Source organism: Bremerella volcania, from assembly GCF_007748115.1.
Classification (GTDB): domain Bacteria; phylum Planctomycetota; class Planctomycetia; order Pirellulales; family Pirellulaceae; genus Bremerella; species Bremerella volcania.
The window spans coordinates 414,466-436,590 of sequence record NZ_CP036289.1; the positions used below are offsets into that span (position 1 = coordinate 414,466).

18 protein-coding genes and 1 tRNA gene are annotated in these 22,125 nt (G+C 56.1%); 11 read left to right on the plus strand and 8 right to left on the minus strand.

Annotation, left to right across the window (positions count from 1 at the left end; translation table 11 throughout):
* Positions 1 to 102: 102 nt before the first annotated feature.
* The 4 genes from Pan97_RS01725 to Pan97_RS01740 all read left to right on the plus strand — a co-directional run bounded on the left by Pan97_RS01725 (position 103) and on the right by Pan97_RS01740 (position 3,281).
* Complete coding sequence (locus tag Pan97_RS01725) at positions 103 to 1,941, plus strand: leucine-rich repeat domain-containing protein (RefSeq protein WP_165698563.1); 1,839 nt, start codon at positions 103 to 105, stop codon at positions 1,939 to 1,941.
* 59 nt (positions 1,942 to 2,000) lie between these two features.
* On the plus strand, positions 2,001 to 2,804 hold the full coding sequence (locus Pan97_RS01730) for a creatininase family protein (RefSeq protein ID WP_144970177.1): 804 nt from the start codon (positions 2,001 to 2,003) through the stop codon (positions 2,802 to 2,804).
* A 97-nt stretch (positions 2,805 to 2,901) separates the two neighbouring features.
* Positions 2,902 to 2,975 (plus strand) — tRNA-His (locus tag Pan97_RS01735).
* A 90-nt stretch (positions 2,976 to 3,065) separates the two neighbouring features.
* Positions 3,066 to 3,281 carry a DUF1653 domain-containing protein gene (locus Pan97_RS01740; protein ID WP_144970179.1) on the plus strand — a complete coding sequence of 72 codons (216 nt, stop codon included), beginning with the start codon at positions 3,066 to 3,068 and terminating at the stop codon, positions 3,279 to 3,281.
* Positions 3,282 to 3,418: 137 nt separating this feature from the next.
* Here Pan97_RS01740 and Pan97_RS01745 read toward each other — a convergent pair whose 3' ends face one another.
* A complete protein-coding gene (locus Pan97_RS01745) occupies positions 3,419 to 4,858 on the minus strand; it encodes a hypothetical protein (protein WP_241676459.1) in 1,440 nt (479 codons plus the stop codon).
* A gap of 452 nt (positions 4,859 to 5,310) precedes the next feature.
* Between Pan97_RS01745 and Pan97_RS01750 the strand changes: the two genes are divergently transcribed.
* The 4 genes from Pan97_RS01750 (at position 5,311) to Pan97_RS01765 (ending at position 9,070) form a co-directional block, all read left to right on the plus strand.
* Positions 5,311 to 6,237: a sensor histidine kinase gene (locus Pan97_RS01750; protein ID WP_144970183.1), complete on the plus strand. Its 927-nt coding sequence runs from the start codon at positions 5,311 to 5,313 to the stop codon at positions 6,235 to 6,237.
* Between the two features lie 87 nt (positions 6,238 to 6,324).
* Positions 6,325 to 7,074, plus strand: a complete 750-nt coding sequence (locus Pan97_RS01755; RefSeq protein WP_144970185.1) for a (Fe-S)-binding protein — start codon at positions 6,325 to 6,327, stop codon at positions 7,072 to 7,074.
* A complete protein-coding gene (locus Pan97_RS01760; protein ID WP_144970187.1) occupies positions 7,071 to 8,468 on the plus strand; it encodes a LutB/LldF family L-lactate oxidation iron-sulfur protein in 1,398 nt (465 codons plus the stop codon). The genes Pan97_RS01755 and Pan97_RS01760 overlap by 4 nt, the downstream gene beginning before the upstream one ends.
* On the plus strand, positions 8,465 to 9,070 hold the full coding sequence (locus tag Pan97_RS01765) for a LutC/YkgG family protein (RefSeq protein WP_144970189.1): 606 nt from the start codon (positions 8,465 to 8,467) through the stop codon (positions 9,068 to 9,070). Before Pan97_RS01760 ends, Pan97_RS01765 begins: the two co-directional genes overlap by 4 nt.
* A 931-nt stretch (positions 9,071 to 10,001) precedes the next feature.
* Here the strand turns inward: Pan97_RS01765 and Pan97_RS01770 are convergent.
* Positions 10,002 to 10,334, minus strand: a complete 333-nt coding sequence (locus Pan97_RS01770) for a hypothetical protein (RefSeq protein WP_144970191.1) — start codon at positions 10,332 to 10,334, stop codon at positions 10,002 to 10,004.
* A gap of 396 nt (positions 10,335 to 10,730) precedes the next feature.
* On the opposite strand from Pan97_RS01770, the gene Pan97_RS01775 reads away from it, so the two are divergent.
* Positions 10,731 to 12,206, plus strand: coding sequence for a DUF1501 domain-containing protein (locus Pan97_RS01775; protein ID WP_144970193.1), 1,476 nt, complete (start codon positions 10,731 to 10,733; stop codon positions 12,204 to 12,206).
* A 176-nt stretch (positions 12,207 to 12,382) separates the two neighbouring features.
* Here the strand turns inward: Pan97_RS01775 and katG are convergent, their stop codons facing one another.
* Positions 12,383 to 14,773: a catalase/peroxidase HPI gene (katG, locus tag Pan97_RS01780; RefSeq protein ID WP_165698565.1), complete on the minus strand. Its 2,391-nt coding sequence runs from the start codon at positions 14,771 to 14,773 to the stop codon at positions 12,383 to 12,385.
* Positions 14,774 to 15,273: 500 nt separating this feature from the next.
* Here katG and Pan97_RS01785 point away from each other — a divergent pair, with 500 nt between their 5' ends.
* Together Pan97_RS01785 and Pan97_RS01790 are read left to right on the plus strand one after the other, a co-directional pair.
* On the plus strand, positions 15,274 to 16,713 hold the full coding sequence (locus tag Pan97_RS01785) for a TonB-dependent receptor (protein WP_144970195.1): 1,440 nt from the start codon (positions 15,274 to 15,276) through the stop codon (positions 16,711 to 16,713).
* 163 nt (positions 16,714 to 16,876) lie between these two features.
* The gene (locus Pan97_RS01790) at positions 16,877 to 17,290 is read left to right on the plus strand and encodes an ester cyclase (protein WP_165698566.1); all 414 of its coding nucleotides are present in this window, start codon (positions 16,877 to 16,879) and stop codon (positions 17,288 to 17,290) included.
* A gap of 221 nt (positions 17,291 to 17,511) precedes the next feature.
* Here Pan97_RS01790 and Pan97_RS01795 read toward each other — a convergent pair whose 3' ends face one another.
* From Pan97_RS01795 to Pan97_RS01815, 5 genes are all read right to left on the minus strand, one after another.
* Entirely contained in the window at positions 17,512 to 18,639 is a 1,128-nt protein-coding gene (locus tag Pan97_RS01795) for an ISAs1 family transposase (RefSeq protein ID WP_144970136.1), read from the minus strand.
* A 25-nt stretch (positions 18,640 to 18,664) separates the two neighbouring features.
* On the minus strand, positions 18,665 to 19,069 hold the full coding sequence (locus tag Pan97_RS01800; RefSeq protein WP_144970199.1) for a hypothetical protein: 405 nt from the start codon (positions 19,067 to 19,069) through the stop codon (positions 18,665 to 18,667).
* Entirely contained in the window at positions 19,059 to 19,973 is a 915-nt protein-coding gene (locus tag Pan97_RS01805) for a hypothetical protein (RefSeq protein WP_144970201.1), read from the minus strand. Before Pan97_RS01805 ends, Pan97_RS01800 begins: the two co-directional genes overlap by 11 nt.
* Positions 19,974 to 20,188: 215 nt before the next feature.
* Positions 20,189 to 20,683: a hypothetical protein gene (locus Pan97_RS01810; RefSeq protein WP_144970203.1), complete on the minus strand. Its 495-nt coding sequence runs from the start codon at positions 20,681 to 20,683 to the stop codon at positions 20,189 to 20,191.
* A 58-nt stretch (positions 20,684 to 20,741) separates the two neighbouring features.
* Positions 20,742 to 21,719: a DUF1559 domain-containing protein gene (locus Pan97_RS01815; RefSeq protein ID WP_144970205.1), complete on the minus strand. Its 978-nt coding sequence runs from the start codon at positions 21,717 to 21,719 to the stop codon at positions 20,742 to 20,744.
* Positions 21,720 to 22,125 lie beyond the last annotated feature (406 nt).

Consider the following 22,125-nt stretch of genomic DNA (forward strand, 5'->3'; position numbering starts at 1 on the left):
GGGCTCGCGATTGATTTATACACCTTTCCAGGGGCTCGCGCCCCTGGCTATGACATGTCGCCCCGTTGGGGCTGGGGAACAACCCTTTCCCCAAACATACCCTTGCAACTTACGACCGCTGCCATCCTGATCCTCTCCGCCGTGACGATGCAAGCCGAAGCGCCGTCGCGGGCAGAGATCGATGCGCGGTTTCAGGCGCAGCTCAGCGAGTTGGCGGCCAAGTGCGACGAGGTGAAGTTGCCGGAGCAAGCCGAGCTTACCCGCAAGTGGATCGTTCCCCGGTACGGACAGGCAAACCTTTTTTACCTGGTGCCGGAAAGCGATCCGCTTCAGCCTGACGGTGACGCCTCGCAGTTGGTTCAATTCTGGTATCAGAAGTTTCGTTCCATCCGCAACGAGCATGCCGATGCCCTGTACAAACATGCTCAGGAAATGCTGATCGCCAAGCAGGGAGCCAAGTCGTATCAAACGCTGCACGAGGTGCTGCGCGAGAACCCCGACCATACCGACGCGCGGCGGATCCTCGGTTATGCCAACGTCAACGGAACATGGCGACGCCCAGGCGTGGTGACGCGGGCCAAGCAGCCGCGGTACGAGCATCCCAAGTTCGGCTGGCCGGCCAAAAGCTTCTGGCAGATCGATACGCCCCACTTTCAAATCATGACCAACCTCAGCGAGGCGGAAGGCCTGAAGCTGGGGGAGCGTCTGGAGATCGTCTATTCGGCCTGGGAACAGATGTTCTTTTCGTACTGGAGCAACGAACTGCAGTTGGCCGGGTACTTCGACGGAGGCTCGCCAAGCCCGGTACGCAAGAAGTTTGAAGTCGTGTTGTTCAAGACGCGCGGCGAATATGTGAATTACCTGGAACAGGTCCAGCCGCGCATCGGCATCACGCTGGGCATCTACCAGTTCGACGAAGAGAAGGTGTACCTCTTTCACGACGAGAGCGAAGCGGCCCACGCCACCTGGCATCATGAGGTTTCGCATCAGCTGTTTCAGGAGTACCGCAGTGCCTCGAAAGACGTTGGGCTGAACTTCAACTTCTGGGCAATCGAAGGGGTGGCGATGTACATGGAGTCGTTGCGGATCTTCGACGGGTACGTCACGCTGGGGGGGATTGATGCGACGCGGCTGCAGTTTGCTCGCAATCGATACTTTAACGACGACTCTCGTATTTCCTTCGCTGAACTTGTAAGCCTGGGACGCAGTGAACTCCAAAAACGCCCTGACATTGGTGCCCTCTATAGCGAATCAGCAGGCCGCACCCACTATTACCTCGATTATCCAGAAGACTACGCCCCCGAAAGTCAAAAGTGGCGTGAGCCATTCATTGAGTATTTGAAAGAGATCTACCTGGGACGTGATACGGTGCACTCCTTAGGGGACAAAGTGGTATACCGAGGACGGATAGGTACCGAGACGTTCTACATGAACTTTCTCTCAGTCTTCGACGAAGACATCCTGGCTCTGCCCCAAGGCGCGCCAACAACCGACCTGGTACTTGGCAGCATGGATACGATCACCGATGCGGCCCTCGCGCGGATCGGCACGTTTGAGAAATTGCGTTGGCTGGATCTCACCAAAACGAGCATCACCGATAGCGGTATTGCTCACCTGACTGGCTGCCGTTCGCTGCGAGATTTGAGTATCGCCACCACCCACATCAGCGACCGCAGCCTGGCGACTGTTGGTAAGCTGAAGACACTGGAAGAACTCGACATCAGTGGTACGCCGGTCACCGATGCTGGTCTCGCTCATCTAAGTTCGCTATCGAACTTGAAGGTCCTGCGGATGGCGGTCACGCAGATCACCGACGAAGGGCTGTTGAAGCTTGCCGGCTTGAAAGATCTGGAAATGATCGATGCCCGGCAAACGCGGATCACGCCGCAGGGTGTTGAGCGTCTAAAGCAATCGCTGCCGAAGGTGGTGGTTCACCACTAAGCGGGCCTATAAAATCGATGGCTCCTCCACTTCCCTTCCTTCCTGTTGGAGCCGCGCCGATGTCTGCCCCTCGTCCCTGGATACTTTCTGAAGTTAACTACGGCCACGTGAAGAACACCCAATACGAAGTGGCCGTGCTTCCCTTGGGTGCCACCGAACCGCACAACCTGCACTTGCCGTACGGAACCGACGACTACGAAGGGACCCAGATCGGCCAGCGGATCTGCGAGGCGGCCCACAAGCAAGGGGCCAAAGTCATTCTTTTGCCGACGATGCCCTACGGCACCGAGACCAACATGCGGCAGTTTCCGCTGGCGATGAACGTTGACCCGTCGACGCTGTTTGCCGTGGTTACCGATCTGGTCGAGTCCCTGGTGCAAAGCGGAATCAAGAAGGTCGTGCTGCTCAACAGCCACGGCGGAAACGAGATGAAACCACTGCTGCGCGAGCTGTACGGAAAAACGGAAGCCCATGTTTTTCTATGTAATTGGTTTAAGGCCTTCAGCGAGCAAGAATACCACGAGATCTTCACCCACAAAGAAGATCATGCCGGCGAAATGGAAACCTCGATGATCCTGGCGTATCGTCCCGAGCTGGTTGCCAGACGACCAGATGGATCGTTTGACGCTGACTCCGGAGCGACCAGGCCGATGCGGATGGAGGCCCTCGAGCATGGCTGGGTTTCAATCACCCGCCCCTGGCACTTGCTGACGACCAACAGCGGATCAGGCAATCCTCACGAGGCGACGGCCGAAAAAGGGGAGCGCATGATGGAGCTTCTCGTCAGCCGCCTGGCCCCCTTCCTGGTCGAGCTATCCCATAGCCAGGCAGACGAAAACTTCCCGTTTGTCATCGACGGTTAGACGTAAGCCGTTAAAACGGCTGGTTTTGCAGAAATCAGAAGGCCCGGCCAATTGACGAAAGCCGAGGCGGCATTTAAGATAAGTCGCTTCGATTGTGGTGGGTATAGCTCAGCTGGTTAGAGCACTGGATTGTGGTTCCAGGGGTCGTGGGTTCGAATCCCTCTATCCACCCTTTCTTTTCTTTGGTCGAGGGCCCCACTGGTTTGCCCTCCCATCCTTCGCGAGGCTCTCTCAGCCCATGTCGGATTCCCGTGAGCGTCAATTGCCTCTGGCCGTTATCGTCACTACAAAGGCCCTCTATACGTCGTGCTGGGCGTGGCGCGGCATAGCGAGACCGACGAGCCGCTGGTCGTCTATCGCAAGGATTACGGCGATAAAAGCCTGTGGGTGCGTCCGCTGGCGATGTTCATCGAATCGGTGATCGTCGATGGCCAGGAAGTGCCCCGGTTTGAATACCTAGGACCCGAGAGCTTTTAGTTGTCTTTCGATCTACCCTGGCGGGATGCGGGGCATCATGACTTGATGTTCGTCAGTTGGCTCGGCGTATGAAAAAAGCCTGAGATCTTTCGACCTCAGGCTTTTTTGTTTTTAACTCGTCAGGCGTGAGCCGAAGCTTAGGCACCGCAGCTGCCGCAAGCCGAACCACACGAGGTGGTACCACAAGCAGGAACTTGGATGGTCTTAGGAACCATCTTGCAAACAGGAACCTGAACTTCTTCAGTCACGGTGTGAGGAACCATGACAGTGTACGTGCGAACTTTGTCTTCGTACACGGTCTTGTAGGTCGTAACCGGAACTTCCTTGGTGCGGGTTTCGGTGTTGCAGACCATGTACTTAACTTCCTTGGTCTTGGTTTCCGGAACCATCGTGCACACCTGGTAGGTGTACTCTTGCTGTTGTGGAACGCACTCGGTGTAGGAAACTTCCTTCTGCTTGGTTTCGGTCACGTAGTTGCAAACCTGGTAGGTGTACTCACGCGTTTCCGGAACACATTCGGTGTACGAGACTTCCTTTTGCTTGGTCTCGGTCACGTAGTTGCAGACCTGGTAGGTGTATTCACGAGTTTCGGGAACACAAACCTTGTGCTTGACTTCCTTGGTCAGCGTTTCAGGAACCATCTTGCACACCTGGTAGGTGTACTCTTGGGTTTCTGGACGGCAAACCATGTGCTTGACTTCCTTCTGCTTGGTCTCGGTGACCATGTTGCAGACCTTGTAAGTCTGAGTACGTTCTTCCGGCTTCATGACGCACACGGTGTAGGTGTACGGCACTTCTTCGGTGACCTGACGCATGACGGTGCATTCGTAGGCTTCTTCGACGACGTTAGGAACCCAAACCTTGCAGGCAGTTGGGCAACCGCAGCAGTCGGTGCTGCACTTGGTTTGCCAGCAGCCACGATCCACGCAGCGGGTCTTGGTAACGGTTTCAGGAACCATCTTGCAAACGGTCTTGGTACCGGTGCGTTCTTCCTGGTGAGGAACCATCACGGTGGTGGTCTTCGTCTTGGTTTCCCAGACTGGCTTGGTGACGGTGTAGTCAACGACCTTGGTTTCCCAGTCTTGAACCATCACGGTCTTGGTGCCGGTCTTGGTTTCGTAGACGGGCTTGCAGACGGTGTAGTTGACCAGCTTGGTTTCCCAAGTTGGAACCATGACGGTCTTGGTACCGGTCTTGGTTTCATAGACCGGCTTACGAACGCAGTAGTCGACCAGCTTGGTCTTGGTCACGGGAACCATGACCGTCTTGGTGCCAGTCTTGGTTTCGTAAACTGGCTTTTTCACGCAGTAATCGACCATCTTCGTCTTGGTTACGGGAACCATGACCGTCTTGGTGCCGGTCTTGGTTTCGTAAACCGGCTTGTTCACCGTGTATTCAACGACCTTGGTTTCCCAAGTCGGAACAGTCACGGTGTACTCTTTGGTGACGTAGCTGGTTTCCGGAACGCGTTTGCACACCTTGTAGGTTTGTTCCCGAGTTTCGGGAGTGCATACGGTCTTGGTTACGGTGCGGGTTTCCATCACCGTCGTAGGAACCATGACGGTCTTTTCGACCATAGTCACAGGTGCGGCTTCACCGCACGAAGAACAAGAGGCCGTGCCACACCCAGTGTCACAGCTGGTTGCACATGGTGACGCACAGCCAGCGTGGCAGTGACGTCGACCCGCTTCCGCCAGTTGCGGAACGCTCAAGAAGGCCATCGTAAGTACGAGAACAACACGGAGCATAATCAATCTTTCCCCCAGAAACTTTCTGAAAACAAGTAGGTCGTAAGGGCGTCTCACCCGACGCCTCTTTAACAGTAGGTCATTCATTAGCTTTAACTGGCAAAGTTCGATTCTAACGGCTGCGCTAGTCAGGTTAAATTAGGTTCTTGTGTATTTTAGGCAAAATATACAAGCAACTACCCAAGCAACCTGAGGGAGGGGCTGATTCGCAAGTTGCGGGGTGTTATCAACAATACAGAAGAACTTCCCTCGCTCGTCTGCTCGGTTGAGGACATTCCACGGTGCAAGCCAAACGAACATGCTGCGTCATCATCGCCGCGCTAGGTCTCCTAGCCGCGGCATGTGGCCTCATCGCATCCCTTGTGCCAACTTTGCTTCCAAGTCCAGCCACAGCAACGATTTTTGCAATCCTGGCGATCGCCATCACGTTCACCGCCGTGGTGACGCTTGCCTCGACCAATTCCGATTCTGCCCCAACTGGTACGGATGCCACACAAGAGAATTCACGGCTAAAGCTCGAGCTTGATACGCTGCGGCACCTGAACGCCCAGTTGTTGGAAGACAAGTTCTTTCTGCAGTTCCTAAAAGCCGATCAGGATCACGAGCGGCAACTATTGGCCCTCGATCTACATGACTTGACTTTGCCAAATCTGACGTCTTCGTTATTTCAGATGGAAGCGCTCGGCCAACGCCTCAGCGGCATGGATGACTCGCTCGATGGGACGATCGACCTGCTTCGCGAAAGCATGCATCAAACGCGCCGGGTGATGAACTGCTTGTCGCCGACGCTGGTCCAGGATGAAGGAGTCGTCGCCAGTTTGCAGCGCCTGGTCGATCACTTCCAGGCATCGGTCGACAGCGTGCGGTTTCACCACGACGTCGAGTTCGATCGGCTTTCTCCATTGTGTGAATGCGCGCTAATTCAACTAGTCCGCGAAGCGCTGGATCAGATCCGCCGCAATCGATTCGCACAGAACGTGGAACTGGAGCTTGTGCAAGAGGACGACCGGCTGCGCTTGGCCATCACCGATGACGGTGCGGGGAATCTGGCCGACAGCCCGCGGATTCAAGATTGCCTGGAGATTCTGTCGGGCCATCAAGCGGCACAGCACCAACAGGGGTCGGGACACGTGATGCGAGTAGAGTTTTCCGTCACCGATTTGATTCAATCGGACACGATCAAGGAAAAATCGCGAGCATTCAGTTGATCTGCGTCGGAAAGAACGGCTAAGCGGTTATACTGTAATCTGCCTGCCCCGGTTTTGCTTCTTCGATTCCCCTGTTCTTTGGTTACCATGCGCGTCGCCCTATTCGTTCCCTGCTACATCGATCAACTCTACCCGCGCGTGGCCATGGCCACTTTAGATCTGCTGGAACAACTGGGCGTCGACGTGGAATTTCCAGCAGCCCAAACGTGCTGCGGGCAGCCGATGCTTAACAGCGGCTGCGATACCGATGCGTTGCCGCTGGCCGAGCGGTTTGTCGAGATCTTCTCGGGCTACGATGCCATCGTTTGTCCCAGCGGTAGCTGCGTGTCGATGGTGAAGAATCACTACGATCACCTTTTGCACGAGAACGCCAATTACGACACGCTCCGCACGCAGATCTTTGAACTGTGCGAATTTCTGGTCGACGTGCTGAAGATTGATTCGCTGCCGGTCAAGTTTCCCTACAAGGTCGGTCTCCATTCAAGCTGTCACGGCCTGCGTGAACTTCGCCTGGCCAGCGATAGCGAACTGAACGCTCCGGAATTCAACAAGCCGAAGCAACTGCTCGCACTGCTGGATGGCGTCGAGTTCGCCGAGCTGAAACGGAAAGACGAGTGTTGTGGCTTTGGTGGCACGTTTGCGGTTTCTGAAGAAGCGGTAAGCTGCACGATGGGGCGCGACCGGATCGCCGACCACCTGCAAGCCGGAACACAAGTACTTACCGCCGGCGACATGTCGTGCTTGATGCACCTGGCAGGCTTGATCAAACGCGAGAAGCAGCCCATCCGCGTCATGCACATCGCCGAGATCCTCGCCGGATACGAGGTACCCCAATGAGCGCTATCAAAAGCTACGATCACCCGACTAACGCCAACCAGTTCAACCAGGACCAGGACCGTACCCATTGGCACGACTCTTCGCTGTGGTTCATCCGCGAAAAGCGGGACCGCATGTCGAAGAGCTTGCCCGAGTGGGAAACGCTTCGATCGTGCGCGTCGCAGATCAAAGCCCACACCGTCAGCAAACTGGCCGACTACCTGGAAGAGTTCGAGAAGAACGCGACCGCTCGCGGGGTGCAAGTCCACTGGGCGAAAGATGCCGAAGAACACAACCAGATCGTGCTCGAGATTTTGCGAAAGCACCAGGCGAAGCGGATCGTCAAATCGAAATCGATGCTAACCGAAGAGTGCCACCTGAATCCGTGGCTCGAGAAGCACGGGATCGAAGTGGTCGATACCGACCTGGGAGAACGCATCGTTCAGTTGCGGCAAGAGCCCCCGTCCCACATCGTGATGCCCGCCATCCACCTGAAGAAGGAAGACGTCAGCAACACGTTTCACGAACATCTGCAAACCGAAAAAGGGAATAACGACCCGAACTACCTGACCGAGTCGGCTCGTCAGCACTTGCGGCAGAAGTTCTGCCAGGCCGACGTCGGCATCACCGGCGTGAACTTTGCCATCGCCGAAACGGGCGGCTTTGTCGTTTGCACCAACGAAGGGAACGCCGACCTGGGTGTTTCGCTGCCGAAGGTTCACATCGCGTGCATGGGAATCGAGAAGCTGATTCCCAAGGCCGATCACCTCAGCATCTTTCTGCGACTCTTGGCCCGCAGCGCGACCGGGCAGCCGATCACGACCTACTCTTCGCACTTCCACGGTCCCGTGGAAGGGGGCGAACTGCATATCGTGCTGGTCGACAACGGCCGCAGCAAAATCATGAACAGCGACGACTACCGAAACTCGCTCAAGTGCATTCGGTGCGGCGCGTGCATGAACACCTGCCCCGTCTATCGTCGTAGCGGCGGCCATAGCTACGCGGCGACGGTCCCGGGACCGATTGGTTCGATTCTCAATCCGCTTCGCGACGCCAAACACCACAAGACGCTGCCGTTTGCCTGTACGCTGTGCGGCAGTTGCAGCGACGTCTGCCCGGTAAAAATCAACCTGCACGAGCAGCTTCTTACGCTACGCACCGAAGTGAAAAACCAGAAGCAACTGCCGATGTCGAAAACGCTGCCGATGCGGATTGCGTCGTACGTGTTCCAGCGGCCGAAGCTGTATGCCTGGCTCGGGGGGATCGGCAAGTTCTTCCTGCGAACGATGCCCCGCTTCCTGATCTACAACCCGCTGAACCCCTGGGGACGTCATCGCGAGATGCCGGAAGCTCCGCCGGAAAGCTTCCGCCAGCAGTACGCCCAACGTGCGAAGAAGAAAAGCGACGACCGATGAGCAGCAAAGATCAAATCCTGAAGTCGGTCCGCAACCAGTTGGTTCCATCGGCCGATCTGCCGAGCCTGGACCAGGACTGGATTCAGTACGACGATGCCGTCGCCCACTTTGGCGAAGTCCTGCAAGCGGTCGGAGGAACCGCGATTGCCGTGGAAGGGATCGACGGACTAACCGAAGAACTCGCCAAGATTCCGGCCTACACCGACGCAAAGAAGACGGTCAGCTGCGTCGAAGGGCTCGTGGGAACGGTGGACCTGGATCGCGTCGAAGATCCGCACGAGTTGGAAGACGTCGACTACGCTGTTTTGCCGGGCGAGTTCGCGGTGGCCGAGAATGCGGCAGTGTGGGTGACCGATGCCAAGATCCGGCACCGGGTGATCCTCTTTATCCCGCAGCATATATCCCTGGTAATTCACTGCGCAGGCGGCAAGGTGGAAGAAGCCGTGGTCCACAACATGGCCGAGGCTTACCAGCGACTAGTGTGGAGTCGAAACGAATTCGGCTGCTTCATCTCGGGCCCCTCCAAGACGGCCGACATCGAGCAATCGCTTGTTATCGGAGCGCATGGGGCGCGTTCGCTGCATGTCTTTTTTGTCTTCTGAACGAGTCGCCTCGCTGGCCTCTTCATCGAGCTTCTTACGTTTCTCGCGCGGCTGATCTTCCGCGTTGCCTTCGCCTCGCTTTTCCTTGGCCAGGGCTACGTCGGACGTTTCGCGCTTACGCTCTTCCATACGCCGACGGCGACGATGCCACTCTTCCCACTGCTCCGGCGTGAAATGAGGACGGCCTTCCCAGTTTCGTCCGCGCTGGTCATCGTCACTACGACGACGCCGAGGAGGACCGTCGTGCCAGTCCCATTCCGGGGTAAGATCTCGGGTTTCGGTATTTACCATGGCGATCTGCTCGGCGGTCACCTGGTAGTGCAGAATCTCGGCCTGGCGGCGATTCTCGGGAACGCTTCGGATAACCTCCAGCATCGCGTAACCATCTTGCGGGCTGAGGTGAGTACTGCGGATCGCCCCTACGTCGGTCGTAACCTGGCGATCGACGACACGGCTCCACTTATCGACCAGGATCAGTTCCTGGCGATTGGCGGGCGCATCTTTGACCGGCTCAAGATCGGTGAGCACGTACACCTGGCAGTCGTCTCCATATTCGGAAACGAAGTCCGCTTTCAACCGAACGTTGTACTTGATCGGTCCCCATAGCGACTCTCGCGGCATGCTGTAAGCCAGGTACTGCTTCTGGAAATAAGCAACGTAGCTTGGCCCATGCATGTAAGCCAACGCACTAAAGAGAACTAACCCGGGCAAAACCACTTGGGTAATTTTGGTCCAGGTCGATTCCTTAAGGATCATGCTGTTACCTTCTCTGTCTGTTCTGTTCCGGGGACGAACGGCCAAGGTGGGTCGTGGGGGCCGCTCCAATAGAATCAACCGCGCAAAAGCACGCAGGTGTCGCTCTTCTCGTCACGATTCTCGCGGAATCTGCAAACTGGTCAAGTAATTCGCAAGCTTACGAATTCAGGTAAGACTAGACCACGACTCCCAAATCGCCAGCACGCTTTCTGATAGCGGCCTCGAAATAGTAGTAGCGTCGTCCCTTATCGTACTTCCGCGACCACTGAAAGGTCGAGTAAACCAGCTTCAGCTCGAGTTTGTCCTGCTCGACAAGCTTGACCACCAGAGCAATAAACGCGAATTGCTCGGGAAGACGGGCGTAAAGACCCCGTTCGAGCGTGTCTTGGAGGTTCGCCACTTCGGCTGCGTCAAGTCGTTGTGGAGCGAGCCAACCTTGCCCCAGCGCATAAGCACCCCCCAGAGCAAAACTGCCGGCAATCCATTTCAGCATTCGACGTCGCATCATCGGCCTCCTTTGGCATCGAGAAAATTCGGGCGTGATACGTATCAAAATTCCTTCCACCGTGGCAAGAGCAACACCCCTTGGATTACCGCTAGCACTGACTTCAGGCCACATAGCGTGATTCTTAGCACCTTTATCTGAAGTAGAAGTGGCAAAGCTTGACTTTGTATATTGAAAGCGTCATACTGCCGAAAAGGCTTGTTATTGAGGGGTTCATCCTAACAGGCCCCTGGTTTGAGGACCGCGCTATCCCCGCAAGCGCTGGCTACCCAGCTTGAGAGAACCTCGTCTCTCATACGTCATCTCCCACTTGGTGACGCTTTTGGGTTGTCCTACCTCCGCTTGTATACCGTCGCATCGGCGTCGGTATTCGTCCCAATTTGACCAAGGAGCATTCCCATGCTGGTCATTCCTGGAAGTAAAGCGAAGGACGTCTGCGATTCCCACTTGGGACCAACTCGTCGCGATCTACTGCGCGTTGGCGGTTCTGCCATGCTGGGTCTCTCGCTTGGGCAAATGCTGAATCTGCAGTCAGGCCAAGCCTTGGCGGCCGAGTCCAACTCGCACGGTGCCAACTTCGGCAAAGCGAAGAGCATCATTCTGGTCTACCTGCAAGGCGGCCCTAGCCACTTGGACTTGTGGGACCCGAAAGATGACGTACCAGACAACGTGAAGAGCGTGTTCAAGCGAATCGGCAGCAAGGTGCCTGGCATCGATCTGACCGAGAACATGCCCAAGCTGGCCCAAGAGACGGACAAGCTCACGCTGATTCGCTCAATGAGCTATACCCCGGTCGGCCTGTTTAATCACACCGCCGCCATCTACCAAATGCATACCGGCTACACAGCCGACAAGGTCAGCCCAAGTGGACAGTTAGAACCGCCCACCCCCAAGGACTTCCCCAACTTCGGCTGCAACATCATCAAGTTTAAGCCGCCGGAAGTTCCCATGCTGCCGTTCGTGATGATGCCGCGACCGCTGCAGGAAAGTAACGTCGTCAACAAGTCGGGCACCGCAGGCTTTCTGGGGCGTGCCTACGATCCGTATTATCTGTTCCCGTCGGGAGATGATATGGACATGAACAAGATGGACCGCATCAATGTTGACGACCTGAAGCTGCGGCCTGAGATCACCAGCACGCGTCTGGGACGTCGGGCACGCCTGCGAGACATGATCAACGCCGGCATGCCGGCGCTGGACAAAGCGGTCGAGTCGTACGACCTGGACAAGTACTACGAAACGGCTCTGAACCTGATCTCCAGCGGTCGGGCTCGCGACGCGTTCGATCTTTCCAAAGAAAGCGACAAGACCCGCGATCGCTACGGCCGGAACACGTTCGGCCAGAGCTTACTTTTGGCACGCCGCCTGGTCGAAGCGGGTACCCGGGTCGTGGAAGTGATCTGGCCGAAAGTCGCCAACAGCAACAATCACAGCTGGGATCACCACGTAGATCTGAGCAACCGCATGAAGAACCAGTCGGCACCGATGCTGGACTCCGGTTTGTCCTCGCTGATCGCCGACCTGGACGACCGAGGCATGCTCGACGAAACGCTGGTCGTTGCCGTCGGTGAGTTTGGCCGTAGCCCACAGCGCGGCGTGAGCACCTCGGGCAACAACAACAGCGCCGATGGCCGCGATCATTGGCCTTACTGCTATACGGCTTGCCTGGCTGGTGCTGGGATCGGTCGCGGCAAGGTCTACGGCGAATCGGACGATACGGCTTCGGCGCCGAAGAACGATCCGGTTCATCCGACCGAATTGTTAGCCACGATGTACCACGCGATCGGCATCGATCCGCAGACGATCGTTTACAACCATTTGAATCAGCCCCGCGAGCTAGTGAAGGCCGAAGCCGTTACGGCACTCTTCGGCTAGAACGAACTCCGCCCCATTCTTTTCGACAATCCTCCCTTTCCTTTTCACAAAACGGCCTCGGTGATACCCATCCCACCGAGGCCGTTTTATTTTGGGGGTCGCGCAAAAGAAAACGCGTCCCACCGCAAAGCGGCGGCAGGACGCGTCCGGGGGGGATTGCACTCGCGAATTCTCGCTTAGTTCAACTCAGGATCTGCGCGATCGACGTCGAAACGATCAAGGTCCATCACCTTGCTCCAAGCTTTGACGAAGTCACTGACGAAACGTTCTTCAGCACCGTCGGTGGCATAGACTTCGGCGATCGCTCGCAACTGCGAGTTGGATCCGAAGATCAGGTCGGCTCGAGTCGCCGTCCATTTCACTTCGCCTGACTTGTAATCGCGGCCTTCAAACGAGTTGTCGCCGGTCTTGTGCCAAGTGGTGTCCATGTCCAAAAGGTTAACGAAAAAGTCGTTGGTCAACGTGCCAGGCTTATCGGTCAGCACGCCGGCCTTCGAGTCGCCCGTGTTGGCGTCCAAGGCTCGCAGCCCTCCGACCAAGGCCGTCATTTCCGGAGCCGACAACGTCAACAAATTCGCCTTGTCGACCAGCTTTTCTTCCGGCTTGCGACGATCGTAGTCGTTCTTGCCGATGTAGTTGCGGAAGCCATCGGAAGTCGGTTCCAGGTAGGCCACCGATTCGACGTCTGTCATTTCCTGGGTCGCATCGGTTCGGCCTGGCGTGAACGGAACGCTCACGTCGTGCCCGGCTTCCTTGGCAGCGGCTTCCACCGCGGCACAACCGCCTAGCACGATCAAGTCGGCCAGCGAAACCTGCTTGTCGCCAGACTGCGAACCGTTGAAATCCTGCTGGATCTTTTCCAGCGCCGCAATCACCTTGGCGGTCTGCTCGGGGTTGTTCACAGCCCAATCCTTCTGCGGAGCCAGGCGAATGCGAGCCCCATTGGCACCCCCACGCATGTCCGAACCACGGAACGTGCTGGCCGAAGCCCAGGCCGTTTCCACCAGTTCAGGAATCGTCAGATTGGTGTCGAGGATCGTCTTCTTCAATGCAGCCACGTCGGCGTCATTGATCATCGTGTAATCGGCCGCCGGGACCGGATCCTGCCACAATTGTGGTTCGGGAACGCTGGCACCGAGTAGTCGAGCGTGAGGGCCCATGTCGCGGTGAGTCAACTTGTACCAGGCCTTAGCGAAAGCCTTTTCAAACTCTTCTGGATTCTCGTGGAAACGCTTCGAGATCTTGGCGTATTCCGGATCCATCTTCAGGGCCAGATCGGTGGTGAACATCATCGGTGCGTGCGACTTGCCTTCGACGTGGGCATCTGGCACGGTACCTTCACCGCCACCGTTTTTTGGCTTCCACTGATGGGCGCCGGCAGGACTCTTGGTCAATTCCCACTCATACTTAAACATGTTGTCGAAGTAGTCGTGCGACCAATGAGCTGGCGTCGAGGTCCAGGCACCTTCCAAACCGCTGGTGATGGTATCTTCAGCGTTACCTTTGCCAAACTTGTTCTTCCAGCCGAAGCCTTGTTCTTCGATGCTGGCGGCTTCCGGTTCGGGACCGACGTACTCAGCTGGGGAAGCGGCACCGTGGGCCTTGCCGAACGTATGACCACCGGCGATCAAAGCCACCGTTTCTTCATCGTTCATCGCCATGCGGCCAAAAGCGATGCGAATGGCCTTGGCGGCTTCCAGTGGATTGGGTTCTCCCTTAGGGCCTTCGGGATTGACGTAGATCAAACCCATTTGCGTCGCGCCCAGCGGATTGTCGAGCTTGCCATCGACGTCGTAACGCTCGCCACCAAGCCACTTGTTTTCTGGTCCCCAGTAAACGTCCATTTGCGGTTCCCAAACGTCTTCACGACCGCCGGCGAAACCGAACGTTTCAAATCCCATGTCTTCCAAGGCGCAGTTACCGGCCAGGATCATCAAGTCGGCCCACGAAATCTTGTTGCCGTATTTCTGCTTGATCGGCCAGAGCAAGCGCCGAGCTTTGTCCAAGCTGGCGTTGTCAGGCCAGCTGTTCAGCGGAGCGAAACGCTGAGTACCGTCCGACGCACCACCGCGACCATCGGTCACGCGGTAAGTACCGGCACTGTGCCAGGCCATTCGAATGAACAGAGGGCCATAGTGACCATAGTCGGCCGGCCACCAGTCTTGGGAAGTGGTCATCAACTTCTTGATGTCCCCCTTCACCTCGTCGATGTCGAGCTTCTGGAACTCTTCGGCATAGTTGAAGTCGGGACCGAGCGGATTGCTGCGAGCCGAGTTCTGGTGAAGAACTTGCAGATCGATCTGATTGGGCCACCAATCCTTGACGGACATCACGGGGCCCGAGTTCATGTAGGCTTCTGGAATTTTCTCGGCATCGTCCGTCTTGGCATGGGCCGCGGTGAACAGGGCGTTCATGGCCCCCGTGATGGGGCACTTGCTCGCGGGTGCCGCTGCGTCCGTGCTCGGATGACCGGCAGGAACGGTTGGGTGCTGAGCTACGGCGGATGCCGTGAGGCACATCACCGCACAACTCGCCAAAAAAGCTGTGATGGGAATGGTACGTGTCATGATCTCTCCGGTTGGTTGGAATGATTTGAAATGGCCCGCTGTGGGGCACCGGCCAGTCAACTTCCTTCAATTCTCCCGCGCGACGAGTGATTCATCCAATGAATTCTCTCTATAGCTGCCATGCACAAAACGCATAGATAAATTTTGAGACCCTACTCGGAAATCTAGAGCCCGCATGCCCCGGTCACAACGATTTTCCGGAACGAAACGACGAGAATGCGGCAAATTCTTACAGAAACTCAGGGGAACGAGATTTGCCCGTAATCGCCGTTAGCGTGCTCATATCCCTTAAACACGGAAAAGTTAACCTTCCCGCTCGACTCGCGCCGACGCATGCCCGATAGATGACTGTGGCACGAACTGCGCCAATTGTTATCTTGATCGCTAGGTCCTGACTCGCATCAGTGTTTTGAAACACGCGTGGCGAAATGTCGGCGTGCGACAGGTAACTCGCCGCGTAACTTTCTCAACCAATCCAACGCCTACCGAGCGGAAGTCGCATGCTCCAAAACACATCCGGAAAGCCACTGGATACTCACCAGAAGGCGCTCAGCATCAACCTGGACAATCGCCGATACGGCACGTTTGCCGAGATTGGTGCCGGCCAGGAAGTCGTCCGCTGGTTTTTCCGCGTCGGGGGTGCAGCCGGAACGATCGCCAAGAGCATGTCGGCATACGACATGCAGGTCAGCGATGCGATCTACGGACGTGCGAAGCGTTACGTCTGCCGCGAACGTCTGCAGGCGATGCTCGACCAAGAGCATGCTTTGAATCTGGAACGTCTGACCGACATTCGGGGCGAGACGAGCACGTTCTTCGCGTTCGCCGATACGGTGAAGGCCCGCGGATACAAAGGGGGCTCGGAATGTCACGGTTGGATGGGAATCAAGTTCCAAGCCCACCCGCGCGACGACGATAGCCAGATCATCATCCACGTCCGCATGCTCGACAACGAGATGGCCCTGCAGCAGGAAGCTTTGGGGATCGTCGGCGTGAACCTGGTCTACGCCGCGTTCAACTACCATCACGAACCGGAACTGTTGGTCGACTCGCTGCTGGATGGTCTTTCGACCTCGCGTATCGAGATCGACATGATCGAGTTCTCCGGCATCGCATTCCGTCGGGTCGACAATCGCCTGATGAGCTTGAAACTGGTGGAACTGGGCCTGAGCGGGGCGGCCATGTTCGCGGCCAACGGCGAAGTGCTGCAACCGTCCGAGTTCCTTTACAAGAAACCCATTCTGGTCGAGCGTGGCAGCTTCCGTCCGGTTTGTAACGTGAACCTGGACATGCTCAATTGTGCCCACGAAAAGTTCTCGCAGCTTCCCGACGTCAAAGGGAAAGAGGTGGCTCAGATCATGGAGATCACCATGCGGAACTTGAAGGCGGAAGGCGAGATCGACCGCCGCGACTTCCTTGCACGTGCCGATGTGATGGCCGCGTGCGGCATGAACGTGCTGATCTCCGACTACTTCGAGTACTACCGGTTGGGCGCTTACCTGGCTCGCTGCACCAACGAACACATCGGCGTAGTGATGGGAGCGGCCAGCCTTCGCGAGCTGTTCGACGAGAAGTATTACACGACGCTCGACGGCGGCATTCTGGAATCGTTCGGACGCCTATTCAAGAACGACCTGAAGATCTACTGCTATCCACTGAGAGATCGCGACACTGACGAACTATTAACCTGCGAAACGCTGAACATCAAACCGGAACTCCAAAAGCTCTACCGCTACCTATTGGAGCGGGACGGGATCAGCGATCTCGACAACTACAATCCCGACTGTTTGGGTATCTTCTCGCGTGACGTGCTGCGAAAGATTGGCGATTGCGATCCCTCGTGGGAAACGATGGTCCCGCCTCCCGTGGCCAAGGTGATCAAGGAACGCAAGTTCTTCGACTACCAATGCCCCGATGACGACTCGTGTGCGGTCACGTAGTTTCGCTGGCGGCTGATAGAATACACAAAAAGCTCCTTGCCCGCGCAAGGAGCTTTTTTCGTTCCTCATGTCTTCTGTTCGACTCGTTTGGCCAAAACGTTTGCAGTGCTTCCCTGTGAAGGATAACCTCGTAGAGGGTCAACTCACCTCATGGGGGAATCCAATGTCCATCGATCGCAAAGCGTGCTCGAAAAAGCTTCTCGAATTGTGGGGCGACAACGCCGTTCACCAAGCGTCGGATTACCTTGCCGACGACTACGTCAATCACCAATTTCCTGACGCAGCCGGTGGCACTTCTTCCAAGTCGCTCAGCGAGTGGAAAGCCCTCGTCTCTGATTTTCACGAGGGCTTCTCAGACGTAAAGATGGAAGTGCTGTTGCAAGTCGCCGAAGGGGACTATGTCTGCTCGCGTTGGCGGATGACGGCAACCAACACCGGCGCGTTCCGCGATGCCAACTCGACCGGCAAGACGACCACCTGGACCGGCGTCCATACCGATCACTACGAGGGTGACAAACTCGTTGAAAGCTGGGTCGAATGGGACAAGTCGAGTTGGCTCGAAGGGCTAGGCCTTTAACCGGTCGGCAATTTTACTTCGTCAAAGGTCACGAAACCGATGTGGCCTTTGCTATTGAGAAAATGCGTTGACCATTGAAGGATCAATATTTCAGTCCTAAATGATCACTCAAATGGATTTACACGCAAGCTTCAACAAATAACAATATTACCAATGTCGCAAAATTACATCTGTATTGATATAGCCCACCTGCTGATGCCTCACGGCGATTGCACCATAACTCACCGTCCCAGCAGGACTTCCATGCGGTAGTCATCGCCCCAGCCGCATTTTAATCGTTTGTTCTTCACGCCGACCTTGGCTGTCTTGTTGTTCTTCAGCAGGCTCAGGCTCGTCCTTCGTAGCAGGCTAAAGTTGGCGTCGGCGTGCCCTTTGCGGATGCGAGATTGATCTTCACCGAACGTCACGTCCAGTTGCCAGTGCAGGCTGTTTTCAATGCCCCAATGACCGCGAACGGCCTCGGCGAAACGCTTGCCGGAAAGGTACTTGCTCAGGATATAGTATCGCACCTCGCTCGTCTCGTTCCCGCCTTGCTTCACGATATTGATCGTCATCCCGATCGCCCTCAAGTTCGACCAACGATCTCGTGTGATGATCTCGTCGTTCACAGGGCAGATATAATAGGAACGCGACTCCTCGCGACCATGCCCTTTCTCGTGCGTTTCGTGACGGTGTACTTTGGCTCGCTTGAAATTGCTTTCCTGCTGCGCGACAAAAAAATCTTCGATCGAATCGTGGAGGGTCGGCTGATTGCGCTTCACGGCCAGGCAATAATCGGCTCCCTGGTCGACGATCTTCTGAGCGATGTCCTGTTGGCAACCTTGAGCGTCAATCGTCACTAAACTGCCGGAAACCTCGACGATTTCAAGCAGTTTGGGAATGGCGGTGATCTCGTTGCTCTTCGCGTCGGTTACTACCTGGCCGAGACTCACATGATTGGCAGTCGCCCAGGCACTGACCATGTGAATGGCCGCCTTGCTGCTGGCCTTGTCGAAACTCCGCCGCAGCGTCTTGCCGTCAATCGCGATGATCTGCCCGTCGGTGATTTCGTGTAAGGCGGTGATCCAAGTCAGCAAACACTTCTCAAACTCAGCCGGATTCAGCGAAGCCAAGATCGCATTAAAGCGATCGTGCGAAGGGATGCCGGAACTCAAATCAAGGAACTTACCCAGCCACTCCTTCTTCATCTCGGCCCAGTCGGCGATAGCCACAAAATCATCCGCCCCACTCATCACCGCACACAGCGCGATGGTCACGATATTCGTTAACGGATAAGTCACCTTGCGAGTCCGCGGATCGGTCAGATCGGCAAAGCACTCTTGAAGGGAAACAGGCGAACGTGACGACATGAGAAAGGCACCTGAGAACACCGGATCAGGCCGCGACAACCTCCGTCACAAAATCGCCTGACCGCCATTGCCTCAGTGTCGCAGATAACCCATCATGGCGCAATCGCCGTGGTATGCCGGGTCCATGATTCGCGAAAAGGATCAGCAGTATCGTCATGCCGACCAGCAGCCACCGCACCCACCACCGGGCATTGCCACAAGCCAGGTAGAAGCCTGCGAACGTGGTCAGGCTATAGCAGATAAACATGGTGAACTCGATTCGACGGTCTGGCCAGCCATACAGGCAAAACAAGATCGCCAGTGCCCAGACGAGCAGCGAGACCATGCCGCAAAGCTGGAGCAGTCCACTTCGAGTCGACCGGTTTGCCGCGGCATGGTCATCCGCCGGGTGGTTCTCTTCACGGGTCGTTACTTCGGCTCTAGTTTCCATCGCCAGGATCGCTCATCAGCACGTCGACTTCTGCTTCGATGCGAGCCGGCCGGTGGGGTCGCTCGTAGCGTGGTTTCAGCTTCCAACTCGGATCGACCAATGAGCCCCCCATGCCGTAAAAGACGAACACCAACGGATAAAGAGTGACCCAGGTGGTGAAGGCCATCAGCCAGCAGGCGGACACCACGTTCCATATCGGCGGCATTTGATCTTGGATCAAGTAGAAGACGAGACAGATGGCGAACGGCATCAGCAGTGCTAAGGATACGGCACTCGCGACGAATGGAATGGCTTGACGCTGGCTGGTAGTCCACAGGGGAGAACATTGGGTAATCAAGCACAAACCAAAACATGCCATCATGATGACGATCGACGCCCCGCGAGCCGGTTCCTGAAATTCCGGAAGGTTGCTCATCGCGACCGCGCAGACGGCCGCGATGCCGGTCACAAGCATCAAGCCGAAGATGGTGAAACGCTGCGAAGAGCTTGACTCGCCGCGAATGACGGCCACGATCATGCGGACCAGGTAGGTGAAGCCTGCCGATAGCATGATCAGCACGCCAAACATCACATAGGCAACTGGATCGATTTGCTGAATCATGGTGATCGAAAAGGCCACGACCGCCCCAAAGGCGACCAGCCACCGTACCCACCATTTCGCCCAGCCGCACGCCAGGTAGAAGCCCGCGATCCCTGCCTGGCCGAAACGAATGAAGATTCCATGCTCCTCGCCGGGGGTTCGCCACGCCAAAAGCACGACGATCTCCAGTAGCAACATGGCAAACAGAACCAAGGCTGCCGGGACCAACCATTTGGTTGCTTCCAGGTCGTACGGATCTGTGGAAGCAGCATCGTCCGCCGGAAACGCGGTCGAGGAAAGTGCTTCGTCTTGATCAGCTTCCATTCAGCCGGCTTTTGCGTGTCGAAAAGAAAAGGGTAAGCAGCAACTACCCTTCACCGTAACAGGTGGTTAGCGCAAAGGCTATGATACTGGCGAGTTTCCCCCCCGGGAGGATGCTCAGCGGCAGTAAGTGAGTGATGATTTCTCCAGCAAGATCGACGAGAACCGTCGAGCGGAACTGCGTTGGCTCGCTGTTTGGCTGAGACGCACCACTTTGGCTAGGGAAGGAGGTTTAGTTCGACCACATTCATTCCCGCTTCAATGGTCACATGGAGATTGCTGGTGGTGGGGTTACTGTATTTCGCTGGGATCAGGTTTTTTCCGATGACCATTCGGCCAGTGCCTCCCGGAGCATTTTGCCCGTTAGGGGAGGTCTGTTCGGTGCTCATTCCAGCGTCATCGTACGCGTTTACGGCGACTGTGGCTTCTCCTAGTGGGACGCCATCTCCACTCTCGAACGTCGAAACATCCACGATTTTTCCATTCTCGATTTTACCGAATGCGGATCGCGTGCCAGGGACCTCGAACACGATGGTTCCTTTCTCGATCGGTTTCCCTTGGTAAGTCACCGTGCCGGTAACTTGACCTAGGGAGGGGCCGCTATCGCATCCCAGCATGACAGCGGCCATGGTTAAGACAAGTGCGGCAAACGCGAGTCTTGGACATGGAACTTGCTGCCCCCCGTTACCAAGGTACTTGACGGAAAAACTCATGAAACATTTCCTGCCAGTAATGAAGAGTGAATAACAAACGAGTGGACGGATTCCGTTATTAAGGAAGTTGGGGAACTTCGCCCCCGGCTTTGGACGCCCCGGCACGGTAGGCGGCGCCGTCAATGGTTTCGGACAGGAACGTCACCGAACCGTCGCACAATAGGAAGTTCGCTCCGCCTGGGTGAAAGCTGCGGAATGCGATGTTCTCTCTCCAGTCGGTGACCGTTGGCCCAAGAGTGCCATTCAAAAAATCGCGATTGCGATGATTGATGGGATAGGCCGTGCTCGAGAAACAGGCCGAACCCCAGTTCTGCCAGTGGCTCCACGCACCAATACATTCCCCAAGGAGATAGGTATGGCTCAGACCGTCGGTGATATCCGAGAATTTCGCCGAGTAGTCTAGTGTGCCAATCACGCCACGAACGAATTCTTCCGAGTTCCCGGCCCCGGTGTGGGTGACTCCCACGCCAGCGACGCCGGTGCCGTTGGGGTAATCGCCGATGCTCGCGGCATAGTCGCACTGCGAGATCTCCCAGCCGGTGCCGAAGTGATCTTCGACGGCGGCTTCGCCCCCTTGGGAGTTGGAAGGGCAAAGAAACTGCTGGTGTACCATGCGAATGAACTTGTAGTTACAAACCACCGAAGGGTCGTCCATCATCGTATTGTTCCATCCGCTGGGGCGATCGTACGAGGGCTTTTCGAACTCGATGAGATCGTAAATGGCCGTTTGTTCCATGAAAGCGAGAATTCGGGGAGCCCAACCCCATTCTCGTCGCGGCTTGCCGAGTGACTCGATCTCGGAGTTACCTGGGGGAAGCTTCTGGAACGTGTCGTGATAGTTGTGCATTGCCAGCCCAAGCTGCTTCATTTGGTTGGTGCATTGCATCCGCCGAGCGGCCTCGCGGGCTTGCTGCACGGCGGGAAGCAGCAACGCGATGAGCACGCCAATGATGGCAATGACGACCAGTAACTCCACTAAGGTGAAGCCTGCTGGCGATTTTCGTGAGACGCGACTGGGCGAACCGATAACCTGCATGGCGGTCTCCGTTTCGGGATTCGAGATAACGCTAAAAAAAGTGAAAACGATGGCAAAATCGAAGCGGCTTTAGCTGGAAGTGACGCGCATTCTTTACGCGATAGCGAACACCGGAGCCGCATGAATGGATGATATATCCTAGCGGTCGATGAATCCTACTGTTTTTGCGAGTTTAAAGTGAAATTTATATAATTTCAACATCTCCGAGAATTTTTCTTCTGATGTTAATGTAAGGAAAAGTGACAAAGGCCGTCCCTTTTCGACAATTTCGTACGCAGAGAGAGCTGGATGAATATTTTATCCTCTTGCGGAAGAGTCTGTGCATCGCACTCGTTCTGTCGCATACCTGCCTGGTACGATGAACGTTGGACGGTCACTGCGTTGATCAAACCAGGCGATCGTACTA